The following is a 17,283-nucleotide window of genomic DNA, read 5'->3' on the forward strand; positions in this document are numbered from 1 at the left end:
ATTAGCGCGCCTTTGCCGTGGAGAACAGACAAGTGTCCGAAAAAGAAGATATTCAAATTGAAGATGACTTCGTCAGCGATGACGAAGACGATGCTGCAGAGGCTCCCGTGGAAGTCGCCAAGACTAACCTGACCAAACGTCGCATCATCGACAACCTGCTCGAAGAGCGCAGGCTACAGAAGCAGCTCAACGATTTCGACTTCGATATCTGATTCTGCCGTCAGGTACCGATACGAAAAGCCCCGGTTGATCCGGGGCTTTTTTCTTCTGGCGAGTCAGTCGTTGCGTGACGGTGACAACAACTCAACCTTGTAGCCATCCGGATCCTCGATGAACGCTAGGATGCTGCTGCCATGCTTCATCGGGCCCGGCTCACGGGTGATCTTGCCGCCGCGCGAACGAATGTCCTCGCAGGCCTTGTAGACGTCCTCGACTTCCAATGCGATATGGCCGTAGCCGTTGCCCAGGTCGTAGGCGTCCACGCCCCAGTTGTGGGTCAGTTCGAGCACACTGTTATGCGCCTCGTCGCCATAGCCAACAAAGGCGAGGGTGAATTTGCCTTCGGGGTAATCCTTGCGACGCAACAGGGTCATGCCCAGCACCTCGGTGTAAAAGGCGATGGATCGATCCATGTCGCCTACCCGCAGCATGGTATGCAGCAGCCTCATCGGTGGTCTCCTCTTGGCTAAAGACAAACCCCGGCTTGTGACCGGGGCCTGGATGGACCGGCACGGCGCCAGTCCTGAAGCCGCGAGCCCTAAAGCTCGCGCTTCGGCTCAGAACTGCGTCCGGCCCTTGTTCGCGGCGATGCGCATGCGCAATGCGTTGAGCTTGATGAAGCCACCGGCATCTGCCTGGTCGTAGGCACCGGCGTCGTCCTCGAAGGTGGCGATGTTGGCATCGAACAGCGAATCATCGGATTTGCGGCCCGCAACGATGACATTGCCCTTGTAGAGCTTCAGGCGCACCACACCGTTCACGTTGACCTGGGACGCATCGATCATCTGCTGCAGCATGCTGCGCTCCGGGCTCCACCAGTAGCCGTTATAGATCAGGCTGGCGTACTTGGGCATCAGCTCGTCTTTCAGATGGGCCACTTCACGGTCCAGCGTGATCGACTCGATGGCGCGATGTCCCTTGAGCATGATGGTGCCGCCAGGGGTTTCGTAGCAGCCGCGCGACTTCATGCCGACATAGCGGTTCTCGACGATGTCCAGGCGACCGATGCCGTTCTCGCCACCGACCTTGTTCAGGTAGGCCAGCAGCTGGGCTGGCGACATGTCCTTGCCGTCGATGGCGACGATGTCGCCCTTGCGGTACGTCAGCTCGATGTAGGTCGGGGTATCCGGTGCGGCTTCCGGCGACTTGGTCCAGCGCCACATGTCTTCTTCGTGCTCGGTCCAGGTGTCTTCCAGCACGCCACCTTCATAGGAGATGTGCAACAGGTTGGCGTCCATGGAGTAAGGGGACTTCTTCTTGCCATGACGCTCGATTGGGATGGCGTGCTTCTCCGCGTAGTCCATCAGCTTCTCGCGCGAGAGCAGGTCCCACTCGCGCCAGGGTGCGATGACCTTGACGCCCGGCTTGAGTGCATAAGCGCCCAGCTCGAAGCGCACCTGGTCGTTACCTTTGCCCGTGGCGCCATGGGAGATGGCATCGGCGCCGGTCTCGTTGGCAATCTCGATCAGGCGTTTGGCAATCAGCGGGCGGGCGATGGACGTACCCAGCAGGTACTCGCCTTCGTAGATGGTGTTGGCGCGAAACATCGGGAAGACGAAATCGCGAACGAACTCCTCGCGCAGATCGTCGATGTAGATTTCCTTGACGCCCATGGCCTGCGCCTTGGCACGGGCTGGCTCGACTTCCTCGCCCTGGCCGAGGTCAGCGGTGAAGGTCACTACTTCGCAATTATAGGTGTCTTGCAGCCACTTGAGGATCACGGAGGTGTCCAGGCCACCGGAATACGCCAGGACTACCTTCTTTACGTCGGCCATTGCCATCCACTCCCGGGATTGAAGGAAAGCGGCAATTCTACTGGTCGCGACGCCCCTTTTACAGGGGCACGGGCCCGCCGGGCTCAGGTTGCCGGCGTAGCGGCCCCGGCTGCGGCCGACACGGCCGCCGGGCCTCGCTCGAGGCGCAGGGTGACACGTCGGTTTTTGGCGCGATTGGCCTCGCTGCTGTTCGGCACAATCGGATAACGCTCGCCGTGGAAGCGCACGGTGATCTGCTCCTTCGGCACCCCTTGGGCGATCAGGTACGCCTCGACGGCCAATGCGCGCCGCCGCGAAAGGTCACGGTTGGTCAAGCGGTTGCCGCTGTTGTCCGAATGGCCATCGAGCTGGATGACGTTGACGCTCGGATCTGCCTTGAGGAACGCCAGAATGATGTCGAGCTTAGCCTGGCCCAGCGCATCCAGCTCGATATCACCGGCCGGAAAACCAATCTGCGACTGGCGAATCTGGTCGAAGTTGACCGGCAAAAGCTTCGCCGTGCAGGTGCGGAATTCTTCGTAGGCTTTGCTGAAACGGGCCGGCAGCAGGCGCACCTCGAGCGCATCAGCACCCTGCAAGGTGTGATGGCGAATGACCGGGCTGCGCCCGTCGAGCAGGCCCGTCAGCAAGCGCCCGGCCTGCAGCTGCGAGCTGTTGAACGGAATGTCCCCGCCAGCCACCGAAACCACACCGAGATTCAAATCGCTGCGCCCGGGTTGCCAGGGCGCAGCCGCCGCTAGCAGCGTCGCCGATCCGGTGCCGAACCAGCGATCGGTCGATTGCAGGCGAAAGGTTGGCTGTTCACCCGCGCGGCGCACGAACTCGCCTTTGCCGAAACCGGCAATGGCTTGGCTTAGCCGGCACTCGAATTGATCACCCTCGACCTGCCACTGCACATGCTCCAGACGAGTCTGGAAGGTGATGGCATTGGCCGATGGGGCCAGCAGGCAAGCCAAAAAAAGAGGGCGCAGGCGCACGAGAGGCTCCACGGTGGACAAAACGTTCAAGGGAGGTATCGGTGCCGGCCGCGGAAACTTGAACCTAGCGAGCACCGCGATAGAGCACGCCGACCGCCCCATGCCATGGGCCAAGCCCCCGCCGCGGCGATTTTTTTTTGCGATTCCGGTAGCATTCCCGCACGTTTCAACGCCCTGGAATCCCGCATGTCCGACCGCCTGACCCTCCTGCGCCCCGATGATTGGCACATCCACCTGCGCGACGGCGCAGCGCTGCCGCACACCGTCGCCGACGCCGCACGCCAATTTGCGCGCGCCATCATCATGCCGAACCTGGTCCCGCCGGTTCGCAATGCCACCGAAGCACAGGGCTATCGTCAGCGCATCCTGGCCGCGCGGCCAACCAGCAGCCGGTTCGAGCCGCTCATGGTGCTCTACCTCACCGATACGACCCAACCCGACGATATCCGCGAGGCCAAGGCGAGCGGCCATGTGTTCGCGGCCAAACTTTACCCGGCCGGCGCAACGACCAACTCGGCCTCCGGGGTGACGCGCATCGACAACATTTTTGCAGTACTCGAGGTCATGGCCGAGGTTGGCCTGCCGTTGTTGGTACATGGCGAAGTGACGCGCTCGGAGATTGACATTTTCGACCGCGAGAAGTGCTTCATCGACGAACAGCTGAGCCGCGTCACCGAACGCTTCCCGACGTTGAAAGTGGTGTTCGAACATATCACCACGCGTGACGCCGTCCAGTTCGTTCAGGCTGCTGCGAGCAACGTTGCCGCGACCATCACCGCGCACCATTTGCTGTACAACCGCAACCACATGCTAGTGGGCGGAATCCGCCCGCATTTTTTCTGCCTGCCGATCCTCAAGCGCAACACCCACCAAGAGGCGCTGCTGGACGCTGCCACCAGTGGTAGCCCGAAGTTTTTCCTCGGTACCGATTCGGCACCCCATGCCAAGCATGCCAAGGAAAACGCCTGCGGCTGCGCCGGTTGTTACACCGCCTTCGCTGCCATCGAACTCTACGCCGAAGCCTTTGAGCAACGTGGTGCCCTGAATCGCCTCGAGGCCTTTGCCAGTCACTACGGGCCAGACTTCTATGGCCTGCCACACAACACCGACACCATCACTCTGGTACGTGAACCCTGGAGCGTGCCAGCCAGCCTGCCCTTCGGTGACCATGACCTAGTCCCGCTGCGTGCCGGCGAAACCCTGCAGTGGCGGCTGGAGCAAAGCCAATGAGTGACGATCAGTTCGACGACGATCTGGAGCCCACCGCCTCCGGCAAACCTCGCTCGCCAATGGCGAATCGCTTTCGAGGCTTTCTGCCCGTCGTGGTCGACGTTGAGTGCGGCGGCTTCAACTGCGCGACGGACGCGCTCCTGGAAATCGCCGCAGTCACCATCGGCATGGACGAGCAAGGCCTGCTCTATCCGCAGGACACGCTGTTCTTTCGCGTCGAGCCCTTCGCTGGCGCCAACATCGAACCGGCCGCACTGGAGTTCACCGGCATCAAGCTGGATCACCCACTGCGCATGGCCGTCCCCGAATCGCAAGCGATGAATGAGATCATTCGTAGCGTGCGCAAGGCGGTGAAATCAGCCGGCTGCAAGCGTGCCATCCTTGTCGGGCATAACAGCAGCTTCGATCTCGGCTTCCTCAACGCGGCCATCGCCCGCTGTGACATCAAGCGCAACCCCTTCCACCCGTTTTCGAGCTTCGACACCGCAACGTTGGCCGGCCTCGCCTATGGCCAGACCGTGCTTGCGAAAGCCTGCCAGGCTGCCGGTATCGATTTCGACGGACGCGAAGCCCACTCAGCCCGATACGACACAGAGAAGACTGCCGAACTCTTCTGCGGAATCGTCAACCGCTGGAAGGAAATGGGTGGCTGGGAAGAATTCGACGAGTAGTGGTGTCGCCCGTAAATGAAAAGGCCAGTCAGATGACTGGCCTTTTTCATGTCTACCGTTCGCTTACAGCGGCTTGCCGCGATTGCCGTGCTCGCCGACGAACACCTGCATGGCCTTCAGGTCGTTCTTCAATACCGTGCAACGCTCTGGGCGCTCGAACAGGTCGGACAAATGTGCCGGCAGTTCCAGCGCCTTGCCGACGCCAGCCTTCTCGACCGCGTCTGGAAACTTTACCGGATGCGCCGTAGCCAGCGTGACCATCGGCGTGGACAGGCTTCGACGGCACTCGCGGGCAGCATGAACGCCGATGGCTGTGTGCGGGTCCAGCAGCTCGCCGGTGGACTTGAACACCTCGGCGATGGTCCGACAGGTTTGTGCATCGTCCACCGCCAGGGAGTCGAATAGTTTGCGCGCCTCGGTCCACCGCTCCTCTTCGACCGACAGCTTGCCACTGGCCTTGAACGCACTCATCAGCTCGGCCACGGCGGCGCCGTTGCGGCCATGCAGATCGAATAGCAGACGCTCGAAGTTGGACGACACCATGATGTCCATCGAGGGCGACAGCGACGCGTGCAGTGTGTCCTTGTCGTAACGATTGCCACTCATGAAGCGGTGCAGGATGTCATTGCGGTTGGTCGCCACAACGAGCTGGCTGATCGGCAAGCCCATGTTTCGCGCCAGGTAACCAGCGAAAATATCGCCGAAGTTGCCGGTGGGTACGGAGAACGCCACCGAGCGCGACGGCCCGCCCAGCTGCAGCGCAGCATGGAAGTAGTAGACGATCTGAGCCATGATCCGCGCCCAGTTGATCGAGTTCACCGCCACCAGACGTGTGCCCTTCAGGAAGCCCTGATCGGCGAAGCTGTCCTTCACCATCTCCTGGCAATCGTCGAAGTTGCCTTCGATGGCGATGTTGTGAATGTTGTCACCCAGGATGGTGGTCATCTGGCGACGCTGCACCTCGGAAACGCGGTTATGCGGGTGCAGGATGAAGATGTCGACGTTCTCGCAGCGCCGGCAGCCCTCGATGGCCGCGGAGCCGGTATCACCGGAGGTCGCGCCGATGATGACTACCCGCTCGCCGCGCTTGACCAAGACATGATCGAGCAGCCGCCCAAGCAACTGCAGCGCGAAGTCCTTGAACGCAAGGGTCGGGCCATGGAATAGCTCGAGTACCCATTCGTTGCTGTCGAGCTGACGTAGCGGCGCGACAGCGCTATGGGCGAAGACCCCGTAGGTCTCCTCGAGGATTCGCTTGAAGTCGGCATCCGCGATGCTTCCGGCGACGAAGGGGCGCATGACGCGGAAGGCCAGCTCGTGGTACGGCAGCCCGGCCCAGGAAGCGATTTCCTCGACGGTGAACCGCGGCAGATTCTCCGGCACATAGAGGCCGCCGTCACTGGCCAGACCGGCCAATAGCACGTCTTCGAAATTCAGGGCCGGTGCCTGGCCGCGGGTACTGATGTAGCGCATGGAAAGAGCCTCAAAAGCCGATAGAAGTACCGAACGCCGAAGGCCAAACGAGCATGTCGTTCAGCCATCGAGCGCCAGCCTCAAGCGAGTTGTTCGACGCGAATACGGACGACCTTACCGACCACATCCTCAAGCGATTCGAGCGCGGCGATGGCGTCGTCGATGCGCTGCTCGACCACCCGATGAGTCACGAGAATGACCGGCACCAGGCCGTCGTGCTCTTCGACTTCCTTCTGCATGATCGACTCGATATTGATGCCGCGCTCCGACAGGATGGTCGCGACCTGCGCCAGCACGCCGGGGTGATCCTTGGCCTGGATGCGAAGGTAATAGGCGCTTTCGCAGGCGCCGATCGGCAAGATCGGATGGGCGGAGAGCGAATCGGGCTGGAACGCCAGGTGCGGTACTCGGTTGTTCGGGTCAGTAGTCAGTGCGCGGGCAACATCCACCAGGTCGGCTACCACGGCGGAAGCGGTCGGCTCCATGCCGGCGCCAGCACCGTAGTAAAGGGTGGAGCCAACGGCGTCGCCATTGACCATGACGGCGTTCATTACGCCGTTGACGTTGGCGATGAGACGGTCAGCGGGAATGAGCGTCGGATGAACGCGCAACTCGATCCCGGCGTCGGTGCTGCGCGCAACACCCAAATGTTTGATGCGGTAGCCCAGCGCCTCGGCATAGTTGACGTCCGCAGTGGTCAGGCGTGAAATGCCTTCGGTATAGGCCTTGTCGAACTGCAGCGGGATGCCGAAGGCGATGGACGCGAGGATGGTGAGTTTGTGCGCGGCATCGATGCCCTCTACGTCGAAGGTCGGATCGGCCTCGGCGTAGCCCAGCGCCTGGGCTTCCGCCAGGACGTCCTCGAAGGTGCGGCCCTTCTCACGCATTTCGGTGAGAATGAAATTACCGGTGCCGTTGATGATGCCAGCCAGCCAGTTGATTTGGTTGCCCGCCAGCCCCTCGCGGATGGCCTTGATGACCGGAATGCCGCCGGCGACCGAGGCTTCGAACGCAACGATCACACCTTTTTCACGCGCTTTGGCGAAAATCTCGTTGCCATGCACAGCGATGAGCGCCTTGTTCGCCGTCACGACGTGCTTACCGTTGTCGATGGCCTGAAGCACCAGGTCGCGAGCCAGCGTGTAGCCCCCGATCAGCTCGACGACGATATCGATCTCGGGGTTGCGGGCAACGTCGAGAACGTCAGCAGTAATGGGGATATCACCGGTGTCGCACTTGGGGTTGATGCTGCGAGCGGCAATCTGCGCGACCTCGATCCCACGACCAGCGCGGCGGGCAATTTCTGCAGCGTTGCGCTTGAGCACGTTGAAAGTGCCGCCACCGACGGTTCCCAACCCACAGATGCCAACTTTCACCGGTTTCAAGCTGCACTCCCTCTTCCAGCGAACGACCGGACACAGCGGCCGAACAAAAGAGTCGCACATTACGAAGCGCATGGGATTTAGTCAAATCCAGTCAGGAGCGCGCTGACCATCTCCTCAGATCGCCTATTGCCGCAACCCGAGCCGCTGATGCCACTGCGCAAGCGATTCATCCGGATAACCGTCGAAGCAACGATCATCTGGCCCGACCTGAGGCGTTACCCAAGACGCCTTGGAACCGAGCATGAGGTGGGTAGATTCAGGCGGCTCCGGCAGATCGGTATCGATTGCAGATGCATGGGGATGGACCAGTTCAGGCCAGTTTGGATCCCATAGCCAGAGCGCGCTGCCGCACTGTTTGCAGAAGTGGCGCTGGCCGTCGCTGAGCTGCATCTTGCCCGCGTCGTCGGTGATCTTGGCCCGGTAGATACCGAGCTGGTCGCGACCCTCGACCTGCAGGGTGCGCGCATCACCGCCCAGGTTGATCGCATACCCACCACCGCCGGCCGTTTTGCGACAGATCGAGCAGTAGCAGCGCATGAATGGATAGGGCTCGGCCGATTCGAGGGAAAAACGCACGGCCTTGCAATGACAGGATCCTTCGAGCTTCATGATCGCCTCCGCTGTCTAGTTCACTGCTTTGAACACAGCGAACGCGACAGTTCCCGCCGGGACGGAGGCGTCACTATCGATGGTCAGGCGGAATCACTTCGCCTTGAGCGCTAACTCCGCCAACTGCGGTGCGGGCTGGTAGCCGGGGATCATCTGGCCATCGGCCAGGATAATGGCTGGCGTGCCTTGAACGCCGATCAGCTGGCCCAGCTCATACTGCTCGGCCACCGGGCTGTTGCAGGACGCGGCCGGCACCTCCTCGCGCGCCTTGGCCTTGTTCATAGCTGCCTGGCGATCCTTCGCGCACCAGACGCTAGTCAGCGTGTTGGCGCCATGGCTGCCCATGCCCTGGCGTGGGAACGCCATGTAACGCACCTCTACGCCCAACCGGTTTAGCTCCGCCACTTCGCTGTGCAGCTTCTGGCAGTAGCCGCAATCGGTATCGGTAAATACCGTGACATGCGTCTTCGGGTGTTCGGGGGCAAACACCACCATCTCGCTTGTCGGTACGGCATCGATGGCTTTCGCGACCGACCGGCTCTGCGCCTGCTCGGTCAGATTGGTCGCCTGACCGTCCTTGAATTGATACATGTAGCCTTGAATCAGAAACTGACCATCAGCACTGGCGTACAGCTGACGGCCTCCTTTGAGCTGAACCTGATAAACGCCGGGCATCGGGCTTTCAGCGATCGCCTCGACAGGCATGCCGGGCTGAATAGCGTTCAGCGAGTCACGAATCGCCTGTTCCGCATCAGCGGCGAGCACTATGGAACTGGCCAGCCCGAAGCTCAGGGCGGCAAAAAGACGAGTCACGCGCATGGGATCTCCTGGCGACATCGATCAAGCGGAAAGGATGCAGCCTACCACAGGGGCCTCGATCAGACGCAGCGCACCCGCGGCGTATAAGATCCGGACGACACCTAGCCGCGCGGGTGATGTTGCGCATGTAGGGCTTGCAGGCGTGCACGCGCGACATGGGTGTAAATCTGCGTTGTCGACAGGTCGCTATGACCTAGCAGCATCTGCACAGTACGAAGGTCGGCGCCGTGGTTGAGCAGGTGCGTGGCGAATGCATGCCGCAGGTTATGCGGTGAAATCGAAGCGTTGATGCCTGCCGCTTTCGCATGCAGCTTGATGCGATACCAGAACGCCTGCCGAGTCATTTGGTCGCCGCGCTGGCTGAGAAACACCACGTCGCCAACCTTCGCCCCCAGCAATTCGCGCCTTGCATCGCGCAGGTAACGCTCCAGCCAATGGTTCGCCTCCTCGCCCAATGGCACCAAGCGCTCCTTGCTGCCCTTGCCGACCGTGCGCAGCACCCCTTGACGCAGGTTGACCTGCTCCAGCGTCAGGCTGATTAGCTCGGTGATGCGCAAGCCGCAGGCATACAGAACCTCCAGCATGGCGCGATCCCGAAGCCCCAGCGGGTCGCGGAGCTCCGGTGCAGCCAATAGCGCCTCGACATCTGCCTCAGACAAGGCCTTTGGAAGCGGAAGCCCAAGTCGCGGCAGCTCGACCTGAAGAGTTGGATCGGTTGCGATCACGCCCTCGCGCAGCAGGAAGCGATAGAAACCGCGCAAGCCGGACAGTAACCGCGCCGTCGAGCGGGCCTTGTAGGCGTGGTGCAGGCGCCAAGCAAGATGATCGAGAATGACGTCGCGTCCTGCATCAGCCAGTCCCACGCCCCGTTCCTCGAGCCAGCCATTGAACAAGGCTAGATCGCTGCGATAAGCCTGACGCGTATTGCCCGACAGGCCCTTTTCTAACCATAGGGCGTCCAGGAAACGGTCGATCAGCGGGTCATCTCGAGTAGGCATGTGCATTCATCGCAGCGGCGGCGCGCCAGTTTTTCACAACACGCTCCAGACGTCAGCCGCCGACACCCAGGCATAAAAAAAGCAGCCCGAAGGCTGCTTTTTCTGAAACCGCTTGATCAGGAAAGCTTTTCCTTGATGCGGGCCGCCTTGCCGGACAGCGCGCGGAGGTAGTACAGCTTAGCCTTGCGTACGTCGCCGCGGCGCTTGACGCTGATGCTGTCGACCATCGGGCTGTAGCTCTGGAAGGTACGCTCGACACCAACACCATTAGAGATCTTGCGGACGGTAAAAGCGCTGTTCAGACCGCGGTTACGCTTGCCGATCACGACGCCTTCGAAGGCCTGGAGGCGCTGACGATCGCCTTCCTTGACCTTGACCTGAACCACAACGGTGTCGCCTGGGGCGAACGGTGGCAATTCTTTGGTCATCTGCTCAGCTTCGAGCGCCTGAATAATCTTGTTGGTCATGCTGTGCTCCTGAGGCAAACCTATTAGGCTGCCATCGATACGTTAACTATCGTTCCGCTGGCGAATATATTCCGCCAACAGCTTTTGTTCTTCTCCAGAAAGCGAGCGGCCATCCAGAAGATCAGCGCGCCGTTCCCAAGTCCTGCCAAGGGACTGTTGCAAACGCCAGCGCCGGATGTGTTCATGATTGCCGCTGAGCAGCACATCAGGAACACGTTTATCCGCATACACCTCCGGTCGGGTGTAGTGCGGGCAGTCGAGCAGGCCGTCGGTAAACGAATCCTCCTCGGCAGAATCAGCATGACCCAGCGCTCCGGGGAGCAAGCGAGTCACTGCATCGATCAGAACCATGGCCGGCAGCTCGCCACCGGACAGCACGTAATCGCCAATCGACCATTCTTCGTCGACATGAGCTTCGATGAAACGCTCATCGACGCCCTCGTAGCGCCCGGCGATGAGGATCAAAGCCTCTTCTTTCGCCAGATCACGCACATCAGCTTGTTTCAGCTGACGCCCCTGCGGCGAGAGATAGATCACCTTCGCCTTTTCGCCAGCAGCCTGCCTAGCATCCGCCAAGGCGAGTTCGAGCGGCTTGATCTTCATGACCATGCCGGGCCCGCCCCCAAAGGGACGGTCGTCCACGGTCTGATGCCGGTCCTCGGTATAGGTGCGAGGGTTCCAGCATCGGAGGTGAAGCAAGCCCTGCTTTACTGCACGACTGCTGATGCCATAGTTACAAATAGCCGCGAACATGTCCGGGAACAGACTGATCACGTCGACACGCATAGTCGTCATGTCGCTCAGAAGTCCGCATCCCACTCGACGTGCATTTCACCCGCAGCCAAATCGACCTTCAGCACGCAAGGGTCCGTATAGGGCAACAACCGCTCACGATCATCCAGGCTGTCAGCGAATGGCTTGACCACCAGAACATCGTTGGCACCGGTTTCGAGGAGGTGATCCACGCGACCGAGCACTTGCCCGACCCCATTGATGACCACGAGCCCTTGAAGCTGGTACCAGTAATACTCATCGCCAGCCAGATCGGGTAATTCGCTACGCGAGATGCAAATCTCGAAATCGGCGTAGGTACGCGCAATTTCACGATCTGTCAGCCCGTTCAGCGTGGCTACCAGGATATTGCCCTGGACGCGACCCTTGACCAGCTCGACCTGCTTGATTTCCTCGCCTCGCCTGAGCGTCCAGCGCGGGTAATCGAGTAGGTTATCGATCGGATCAGTGAAGGAATACACCTTCACGTCACCGCGCACGCCATGCACCGATACGATCTTGCCAATGACGAGTAGATCTTCGGCCGGAGCAGACGCTGCGCTCATGAACTTAGGCAGCGGCCTTAGCAGCTTCCTTCAGCAGCTGAGCAACACGCTCAGACGGCTGCGCGCCCTGGCTCAGCCAGTAAGCAGCGCGCTCCTGATTGACAGAGAGCTTCACTTCCGCACCCGAGGCGATCGGATTGAAGAAACCGATACGCTCAACGAAGCGACCATCGCGCGGGTTACGGCTGTTGGTCACGGTCAGGTGGTAGAAAGGGCGCTTCTTGGAGCCGCCACGGGCCAGACGAATAGTTACCATGTGAACATCGTTCCTGTAGTCGGTACAGCAAATCTGAATGCAGGGCCCAAGGCCCGAAAGGCCGCATATTCTAAGGATTATCCGAACTTTTGCAAATGGCTTTTTTGAAACGTGGGTGAGGCCCGCACCAAGCGGGCCAACGCCATGCCCAGGCAGGCGCGAACATCATCAGAACTTGGGCATCCCGCCGCCGGGAAACATGCCACCCATGCCGCGCATCATCTTTGCCATGCCGCCCTTGCCGGTGACCTTTTTCATCATCTTCTGCATCTGCTTATGCTGCTTGATGAGGCGACCGATGTCCTGCACCTGAGTACCCGACCCCACGGCAATGCGCCGCTTGCGCGAGCCACTGATGAGATCGGGATTGCGGCGTTCCGCTGGGGTCATGGAGTTGATGATTGCCTCCATCTGCTTGAACTGTTTTTCCGCAGCCCCCTGAGCATTACCCATCTGAGACAGGTTCATTCCGCCAATGGCTGGCAGCTTATCCATAAGGCCACCCAGACCACCCATATTCTTCATCTGTTGAAGCTGGTCGCGGAAATCCTCGAGGTCGAAGCCCTTGCCTTTCTTCAGCTTTTTGGTGAGTTTCTCAGCCTTCTCACGGTCCAGGGTCTGCTCGGCCTGCTCGATCAGGCTGAGCACATCACCCATGCCGAGGATACGAGACGCGATGCGGTCGGGATGAAAGGGCTCAAGCGCATCGCTTTTTTCACCCATACCGATGAACTTGATGGGTTTGCCGGTGACATGCCGCACAGACAGCGCCGCGCCGCCACGTGCGTCACCATCGACCTTTGTCAGGACCACCCCAGTCAGCGGCAACGCCTCGCCAAAGGCCCGCGCCGTGTTGGCCGCATCCTGACCAGTCATCGCATCGACGACAAACAGTGTCTCGGCCGGCTTGATGGCACCATGCACGGCCTGGATTTCAGCCATCATCTCGGCATCGATGGCAAGGCGACCCGCGGTATCGACCAGCACCACATCGATGAACTTGAGCTTGGCTTCGCGGATCGCCGCCTGAGCAATCTCAACGGGCTTCTGGCTGGTATCCGATGGAAAGAAGATCACACCGACTTCACCCGCCAGGGTTTCCAGCTGCTTGATCGCTGCCGGCCGGTAGACGTCTGCCGACACCACCAATACCGACTTCTTCTTCCGCTCTTTCAGGAAGCGGGCCAGCTTGCCTACCGTCGTGGTCTTGCCCGCACCTTGCAGGCCCGCCATCAGCACCACGGCCGGCGGTGTCACGTTCAGCGCAAGGTCTTCGTTGGCCGCACCCATCAACTCCTCGAGTTCGGCACGCACGATCTTCACGAACGCCTGGCCCGGCGTCAGGCTCTTGGATACTTCGGTACCAACCGCACGGTCCTTGACCCGAGCGACGAAATCCTTGACCACCGGCAGCGCAACGTCGGCCTCCAGCAGCGCCATGCGAACTTCGCGCAGAGTGTCCTTGATATTCTCTTCGGTCAGCTTGGCCTTGCCGGTGACATGGCGAAGCGTCTGCGAGAGGCGATCGGTTAGATTTTCGAACATGAGCCGTTCCACGCTTGAGTGTGGTGAAGCCGGCGATTATAGAAGGTGCGCACCCTGCGTCGGTACCCCATCGACTGCCTTTTCATCGCGAACGATCATCACGCAACCGAACACAGCGTCCTGCAAGCGCAAGCCCTTCGATCGCGTTGCCAAAAGTAAAGAACGTAGATATCCACGCGCTTTTGCGGACTTGACGTTTGTGCCACACTCAACGCCTTTCCGAGCTGCTTAGAACACCTATGCATCCTTTGTTACCGAGCCTAGCTGCCGCCTGCCTGTATGCGGGCGTCACGGGATACCAGGGTCTGCGCCTGGTACAGCGCGCCATGCCGGACAAACGCCTCCTGCTGCTCTTGGGCACGCTCGCTCTGGTCGCCCATGGCGTCAGCCTGTTCATACAGCTGTTATCGCCCAGCGGCCTACATCTCGACTTCTTCAACGCGTCCAGCCTGATCGCTGCAGCTGTGATCCTGCTGATCCTGCTGGCGCTCTATCGCATGCCAGTCGAGAACCTTCTGCTGCTGCTTTTCCCGCTGGGTTGCCTGACGGTTCTCTTCGCCCAATTCGCACCGTCCGGCACCGCACCCGCGATCAGCGAGCAGCCCGGCATTCTCGCGCATATCCTGTTTTCGATACTCGCCTACGGAATGCTGACGATTGCCGTATTTCAATCGCTGCTCCTATTGCTGCAGGATCATCATCTCAAGCACAAGCACCCATCGGGGTTGATCAAGAACTTCCCGCCCCTGCAGACAATGGAGAGTCTGTTGTTCGGCTTTCTTTTGGCCGGCTGGCTGCTGCTCTCGGCTTCGCTAATTTCCGGCTGGATCTTTCTGGACAACCTGTTCGCCCAACACTTGGTGCACAAAACCCTGCTGTCCGTCGTCGCCTGGGTCGTCTTCGGCCTGTTGCTTTGGGGCCGCCATCAGCTTGGATGGCGCGGTTACAAGGCTATCCGCTGGACGCTGGCGGGCTTTTGCCTCCTGATGCTGGCGTACTTCGGCAGCAAGCTCGTCCGCGAATTCATCCTGCACATTTAAGGCAGCCACGTGGAACATCTACACCCTGGCTTTCTAGTCGGCTTGCTGGTTTTCCTGCTCCTTTGCTCGGCCTTCTTCTCCAGCTCGGAGACAGGGATGCTCAGCCTCAACCGCTACCGCCTCCGCCACCAGGCCAAGGAGGGGCATCGCGGGGCAAAACGGGCCAGTACCCTGCTGGCCCGGCCCGACCGGCTGCTCGGCACCATTCTGGTCGGCAATAACTTCGTCAACATTCTCGCCTCGTCAATTGCCACGGTGCTGGCAATCAAGCTCTGGGGCGAGGCTGGCATCGCCATCGCCACGATTGGCCTGACCATCATCCTGCTCATCTTTGGCGAAATCACACCTAAGACGCTTGCCGCGCTACGCCCTGAAGTGGTCGCCTACCCCGTCAGCCTACCGTTACTGCTGCTACAGAAGGTGCTGTATCCGCTGGTCGCCCTCCTGAGTGGAATCAGCAACGGCTTGCTGCGGCTACTCGGCGTTGACCTGAACAACAAGGGCGACGAAAGCCTGTCGACCGAAGAGCTCCGCAGCGTTGTCCGCGAGTCGGGCAGCGACATGTCAATGAACCGCCAGAGCATGCTGCTAAGCATCCTCGACCTAGAAAAGGTCACGGTGGACGACATCATGATTCCTCGCAACGAAGTGGCCGGCATCGACATAGAGGACGACTTCGAATCCATCGTTACCCAGCTGCGCACCACGCCCCACACTCGTCTGCCGGTCTTTCGAAAGGACATCAACCAGATCGAAGGCATCGTCCACATGCGGCAGATCGCACGACTGCTCAGCCATGACCAACTGACGCGAGAAAGCCTGCTGGAAGCCTGCAACGAGCCCTACTTCGTGCCGGAAAACACGCCGCTTTCGATCCAGCTGCTCAACTTTCAGAAGCAAAAGCGCCGCATCGGTATCGTTGTCGACGAATATGGTGATGTGCTCGGCATCGTGACGCTCGAAGACATCCTCGAGGAAATCGTAGGAGAATTCAGTAACCAGGACGCGCTACGCAGCCCCGACGTGCATGCCCAGGACGACGGCACGCTGGTGATCGACGGCGCCGCCTACCTCCGTGAAATCAACCGCGCGCTGGGCTGGGAGCTCCCCTGCGGCGGCCCTAAGACCATCAACGGCCTGATCACCGAAGCCCTCGAGCACATCCCCGACAGCGGCACCTGCGTGCAGGTCGACCGGTACCGCTTCGAGATCCTTCAGGCGGCGGACAATCGCGTAAAGAGTGTACGGGCCTGGTTGATCGACGATGGCGTGCCCAGCCACCACGACGAGCCCTGACCCCTCAAAGCTGGACGTCTACAGCCGAGGCCGCACGCAGCGCTTTGGCACGCGCGGCTTCGATCGATTCGTCGCGAGCCAGCGCGACACCCATACGCCGCTGCCCCCTGACCTCCGGCTTGCCAAACAGCCGCAGCGCAGTGTCGGGTTCAGCCAGCGCTGCCGCCAGGTTCCCAAAGCTGACTTGCGCCGACTCGCCCTCGACCAACACCACAGCCGAAGCGCTCGGACCGAGCTGGCGGATGGCCGGGACGGGCAGGCCCAGAATGGCACGCGCATGCAAGGCGAACTCGGACAGATCTTGCGAAACCAGCGTTACCAGCCCGGTGTCGTGCGGGCGCGGCGAGACCTCACAAAACCACACCTGATCGCCTTTGACGAACAGCTCGACGCCAAAGATGCCGCGACCACCCAGAGCGTCGGTTACGGCCAGCGCGATGCGCTCGGCTTCGGCCATAGCCCTCGCCGACATCGGTTGCGGCTGCCAGGACTCTTGGTAATCGCCTTTTTCCTGACGGTGCCCAACCGGTTGACAAAATGAGGTGCCGCCCGCGTGGCGAACGGTCAGCAGGGTGATTTCGTATTCGAAATCGACAAAGCCCTCGACGATCACCCGGCCCTTGCCGGCTCGACCGCCAGCCTGAGCATAAGCCCAGGCGTGATCGACATCCTGCTCGCTGCGCAGCACGGACTGGCCTTTACCGGAGGAACTCATGACCGGCTTCACCAAACAGGGGAAGCCGAGATCAAGAGCTGCCGCCCGGCATGCTTCGAGCGAATCCGCGAAACGGTACGCAGAGGTGGGAAGCCCCAGTTCCTCGGCCGCCAGCCGACGGATGCCTTCGCGATTCATCGTCAGCTGCGCGGCTCGCGCCGTCGGTATCACGCAGTAACCCTCGGCCTCCAGCTCGACCAGCGTCGCGGTGGCAATCGCCTCGATCTCGGGAACGATGTAGTGCGGCCTTTCCTGCTCGATGACGCCGCGCAATGCCTCGCCGTCGAGCATGTCGATGACGTAATGCCGGTGGGCGACCTGCATGGCTGGCGCATTGGCATAGCGATCTACCGCGATGACCTCCACACCCAGACGCTGAAGCTCAATAACGAGTTCTTTGCCCAGTTCACCTGAGCCGCAGAGCAGCACCCGGGTAGCGCTGGCAGACATCGGAGTGCCAATTCGGAGCAT

At 60.7% G+C, this 17,283-nt stretch carries 19 protein-coding genes; 5 read left to right on the forward strand and 14 right to left on the reverse strand.

The genetic code is table 11. The features are described 5' to 3' along the window. Nucleotides 1-32: 32 nt before the first annotated feature. Complete coding sequence (locus M1D78_RS15880; protein ID WP_437420954.1) at nt 33-212, forward strand: PA3496 family putative envelope integrity protein; 180 nt, start codon at nt 33-35, stop codon at nt 210-212. A gap of 63 nt (nt 213-275) precedes the next feature. Here M1D78_RS15880 and gloA read toward each other — a convergent pair whose 3' ends face one another. The 3 genes from gloA to M1D78_RS15895 form a co-directional block, all read right to left on the reverse strand. Further along, nucleotides 276-668: a lactoylglutathione lyase gene (gene gloA / locus M1D78_RS15885; RefSeq protein WP_437420955.1), complete on the reverse strand. Its 393-nt coding sequence runs from the start codon at nt 666-668 to the stop codon at nt 276-278. Between the two features lie 108 nt (nt 669-776). Further along, nucleotides 777-1,994, reverse strand: coding sequence for an argininosuccinate synthase (locus M1D78_RS15890; protein ID WP_437420956.1), 1,218 nt, complete (start codon nt 1,992-1,994; stop codon nt 777-779). A gap of 83 nt (nt 1,995-2,077) precedes the next feature. After that, nucleotides 2,078-2,971 (reverse strand): flagellar protein MotY, encoded by an 894-nt coding sequence (locus M1D78_RS15895; protein WP_437420957.1) that lies wholly within the window; start codon nt 2,969-2,971, stop codon nt 2,078-2,080. Between the two features lie 186 nt (nt 2,972-3,157). On the opposite strand from M1D78_RS15895, the gene pyrC reads away from it, so the two are divergent. Both pyrC and rnt read left to right on the forward strand, forming a co-directional pair. Further along, nucleotides 3,158-4,201 (forward strand): dihydroorotase, encoded by a 1,044-nt coding sequence (gene pyrC / locus M1D78_RS15900; RefSeq protein WP_437420958.1) that lies wholly within the window; start codon nt 3,158-3,160, stop codon nt 4,199-4,201. Further along, nucleotides 4,198-4,872: a ribonuclease T gene (gene rnt / locus M1D78_RS15905; RefSeq protein ID WP_437420959.1), complete on the forward strand. Its 675-nt coding sequence runs from the start codon at nt 4,198-4,200 to the stop codon at nt 4,870-4,872. Before pyrC ends, rnt begins: the two co-directional genes overlap by 4 nt. A 63-nt stretch (nt 4,873-4,935) precedes the next feature. Here rnt and thrC read toward each other — a convergent pair whose 3' ends face one another. The 10 genes from thrC to ffh form a co-directional block, all read right to left on the reverse strand. Beyond that, nucleotides 4,936-6,345 carry a threonine synthase gene (thrC, locus tag M1D78_RS15910; protein WP_437420960.1) on the reverse strand — a complete coding sequence of 470 codons (1,410 nt, stop codon included), beginning with the start codon at nt 6,343-6,345 and terminating at the stop codon, nt 4,936-4,938. 80 nt (nt 6,346-6,425) lie between these two features. Further along, complete coding sequence (locus tag M1D78_RS15915; protein WP_437420961.1) at nt 6,426-7,730, reverse strand: homoserine dehydrogenase; 1,305 nt, start codon at nt 7,728-7,730, stop codon at nt 6,426-6,428. Nucleotides 7,731-7,853: 123 nt separating this feature from the next. Further along, a complete protein-coding gene (locus tag M1D78_RS15920) occupies nt 7,854-8,339 on the reverse strand; it encodes a GFA family protein (RefSeq protein ID WP_437420962.1) in 486 nt (161 codons plus the stop codon). Between the two features lie 93 nt (nt 8,340-8,432). After that, nucleotides 8,433-9,158: a thioredoxin fold domain-containing protein gene (locus M1D78_RS15925; RefSeq protein ID WP_437420963.1), complete on the reverse strand. Its 726-nt coding sequence runs from the start codon at nt 9,156-9,158 to the stop codon at nt 8,433-8,435. A gap of 101 nt (nt 9,159-9,259) precedes the next feature. Next, nucleotides 9,260-10,156, reverse strand: a complete 897-nt coding sequence (gene xerD, locus M1D78_RS15930; RefSeq protein ID WP_437420964.1) for a site-specific tyrosine recombinase XerD — start codon at nt 10,154-10,156, stop codon at nt 9,260-9,262. Between the two features lie 116 nt (nt 10,157-10,272). Next, nucleotides 10,273-10,623 carry a 50S ribosomal protein L19 gene (gene rplS / locus M1D78_RS15935; protein WP_437420965.1) on the reverse strand — a complete coding sequence of 117 codons (351 nt, stop codon included), beginning with the start codon at nt 10,621-10,623 and terminating at the stop codon, nt 10,273-10,275. Between the two features lie 42 nt (nt 10,624-10,665). Further along, nucleotides 10,666-11,418, reverse strand: coding sequence for a tRNA (guanosine(37)-N1)-methyltransferase TrmD (trmD, locus tag M1D78_RS15940; RefSeq protein WP_437420966.1), 753 nt, complete (start codon nt 11,416-11,418; stop codon nt 10,666-10,668). 5 nt (nt 11,419-11,423) lie between these two features. Next, entirely contained in the window at nt 11,424-11,960 is a 537-nt protein-coding gene (gene rimM / locus M1D78_RS15945) for a ribosome maturation factor RimM (RefSeq protein WP_437420967.1), read from the reverse strand. A 4-nt stretch (nt 11,961-11,964) separates the two neighbouring features. Further along, nucleotides 11,965-12,216: a 30S ribosomal protein S16 gene (gene rpsP / locus M1D78_RS15950; RefSeq protein ID WP_256056068.1), complete on the reverse strand. Its 252-nt coding sequence runs from the start codon at nt 12,214-12,216 to the stop codon at nt 11,965-11,967. 168 nt (nt 12,217-12,384) lie between these two features. Then, complete coding sequence (gene ffh, locus M1D78_RS15955; RefSeq protein ID WP_437420968.1) at nt 12,385-13,761, reverse strand: signal recognition particle protein; 1,377 nt, start codon at nt 13,759-13,761, stop codon at nt 12,385-12,387. A gap of 239 nt (nt 13,762-14,000) precedes the next feature. Between ffh and M1D78_RS15960 the strand changes: the two genes are divergently transcribed. Together M1D78_RS15960 and M1D78_RS15965 are read left to right on the forward strand one after the other, a co-directional pair. After that, a complete protein-coding gene (locus tag M1D78_RS15960) occupies nt 14,001-14,801 on the forward strand; it encodes a cytochrome C assembly family protein (protein ID WP_437420969.1) in 801 nt (266 codons plus the stop codon). Nucleotides 14,802-14,810: 9 nt separating this feature from the next. Next, nucleotides 14,811-16,097: an HlyC/CorC family transporter gene (locus M1D78_RS15965; RefSeq protein ID WP_437420970.1), complete on the forward strand. Its 1,287-nt coding sequence runs from the start codon at nt 14,811-14,813 to the stop codon at nt 16,095-16,097. 4 nt (nt 16,098-16,101) lie between these two features. On the opposite strand, the gene purT is transcribed toward M1D78_RS15965, so the two are convergent. Beyond that, on the reverse strand, nt 16,102-17,283 hold the full coding sequence (gene purT / locus M1D78_RS15970; protein WP_437420971.1) for a formate-dependent phosphoribosylglycinamide formyltransferase: 1,182 nt from the start codon (nt 17,281-17,283) through the stop codon (nt 16,102-16,104).

The sequence above is a fragment of the Pseudomonas sp. SA195 genome (assembly GCF_054131565.1).

Coding starts and splice junctions, on each gene's coding strand:
- xerD (WP_437420964.1), bottom strand. CDS start 10,156: ATGCCTACTCGAGATGACCCGCTGATCGACCGTTTCCTGGACGCCCTA.
- M1D78_RS15960 (WP_437420969.1), top strand. CDS start 14,001: ATGCATCCTTTGTTACCGAGCCTAGCTGCCGCCTGCCTGTATGCGGGC.
- rnt (WP_437420959.1), top strand. CDS start 4,198: ATGAGTGACGATCAGTTCGACGACGATCTGGAGCCCACCGCCTCCGGC.
- trmD (WP_437420966.1), bottom strand. CDS start 11,418: ATGACGACTATGCGTGTCGACGTGATCAGTCTGTTCCCGGACATGTTC.
- rpsP (WP_256056068.1), bottom strand. CDS start 12,216: ATGGTAACTATTCGTCTGGCCCGTGGCGGCTCCAAGAAGCGCCCTTTC.
- ffh (WP_437420968.1), bottom strand. CDS start 13,761: ATGTTCGAAAATCTAACCGATCGCCTCTCGCAGACGCTTCGCCATGTC.
- pyrC (WP_437420958.1), top strand. CDS start 3,158: ATGTCCGACCGCCTGACCCTCCTGCGCCCCGATGATTGGCACATCCAC.
- rimM (WP_437420967.1), bottom strand. CDS start 11,960: ATGAGCGCAGCGTCTGCTCCGGCCGAAGATCTACTCGTCATTGGCAAG.
- M1D78_RS15925 (WP_437420963.1), bottom strand. CDS start 9,158: ATGCGCGTGACTCGTCTTTTTGCCGCCCTGAGCTTCGGGCTGGCCAGT.
- M1D78_RS15890 (WP_437420956.1), bottom strand. CDS start 1,994: ATGGCCGACGTAAAGAAGGTAGTCCTGGCGTATTCCGGTGGCCTGGAC.
- M1D78_RS15920 (WP_437420962.1), bottom strand. CDS start 8,339: ATGAAGCTCGAAGGATCCTGTCATTGCAAGGCCGTGCGTTTTTCCCTC.
- thrC (WP_437420960.1), bottom strand. CDS start 6,345: ATGCGCTACATCAGTACCCGCGGCCAGGCACCGGCCCTGAATTTCGAA.
- purT (WP_437420971.1), bottom strand. CDS start 17,283: ATGCTCCGAATTGGCACTCCGATGTCTGCCAGCGCTACCCGGGTGCTG.
- gloA (WP_437420955.1), bottom strand. CDS start 668: ATGAGGCTGCTGCATACCATGCTGCGGGTAGGCGACATGGATCGATCC.
- rplS (WP_437420965.1), bottom strand. CDS start 10,623: ATGACCAACAAGATTATTCAGGCGCTCGAAGCTGAGCAGATGACCAAA.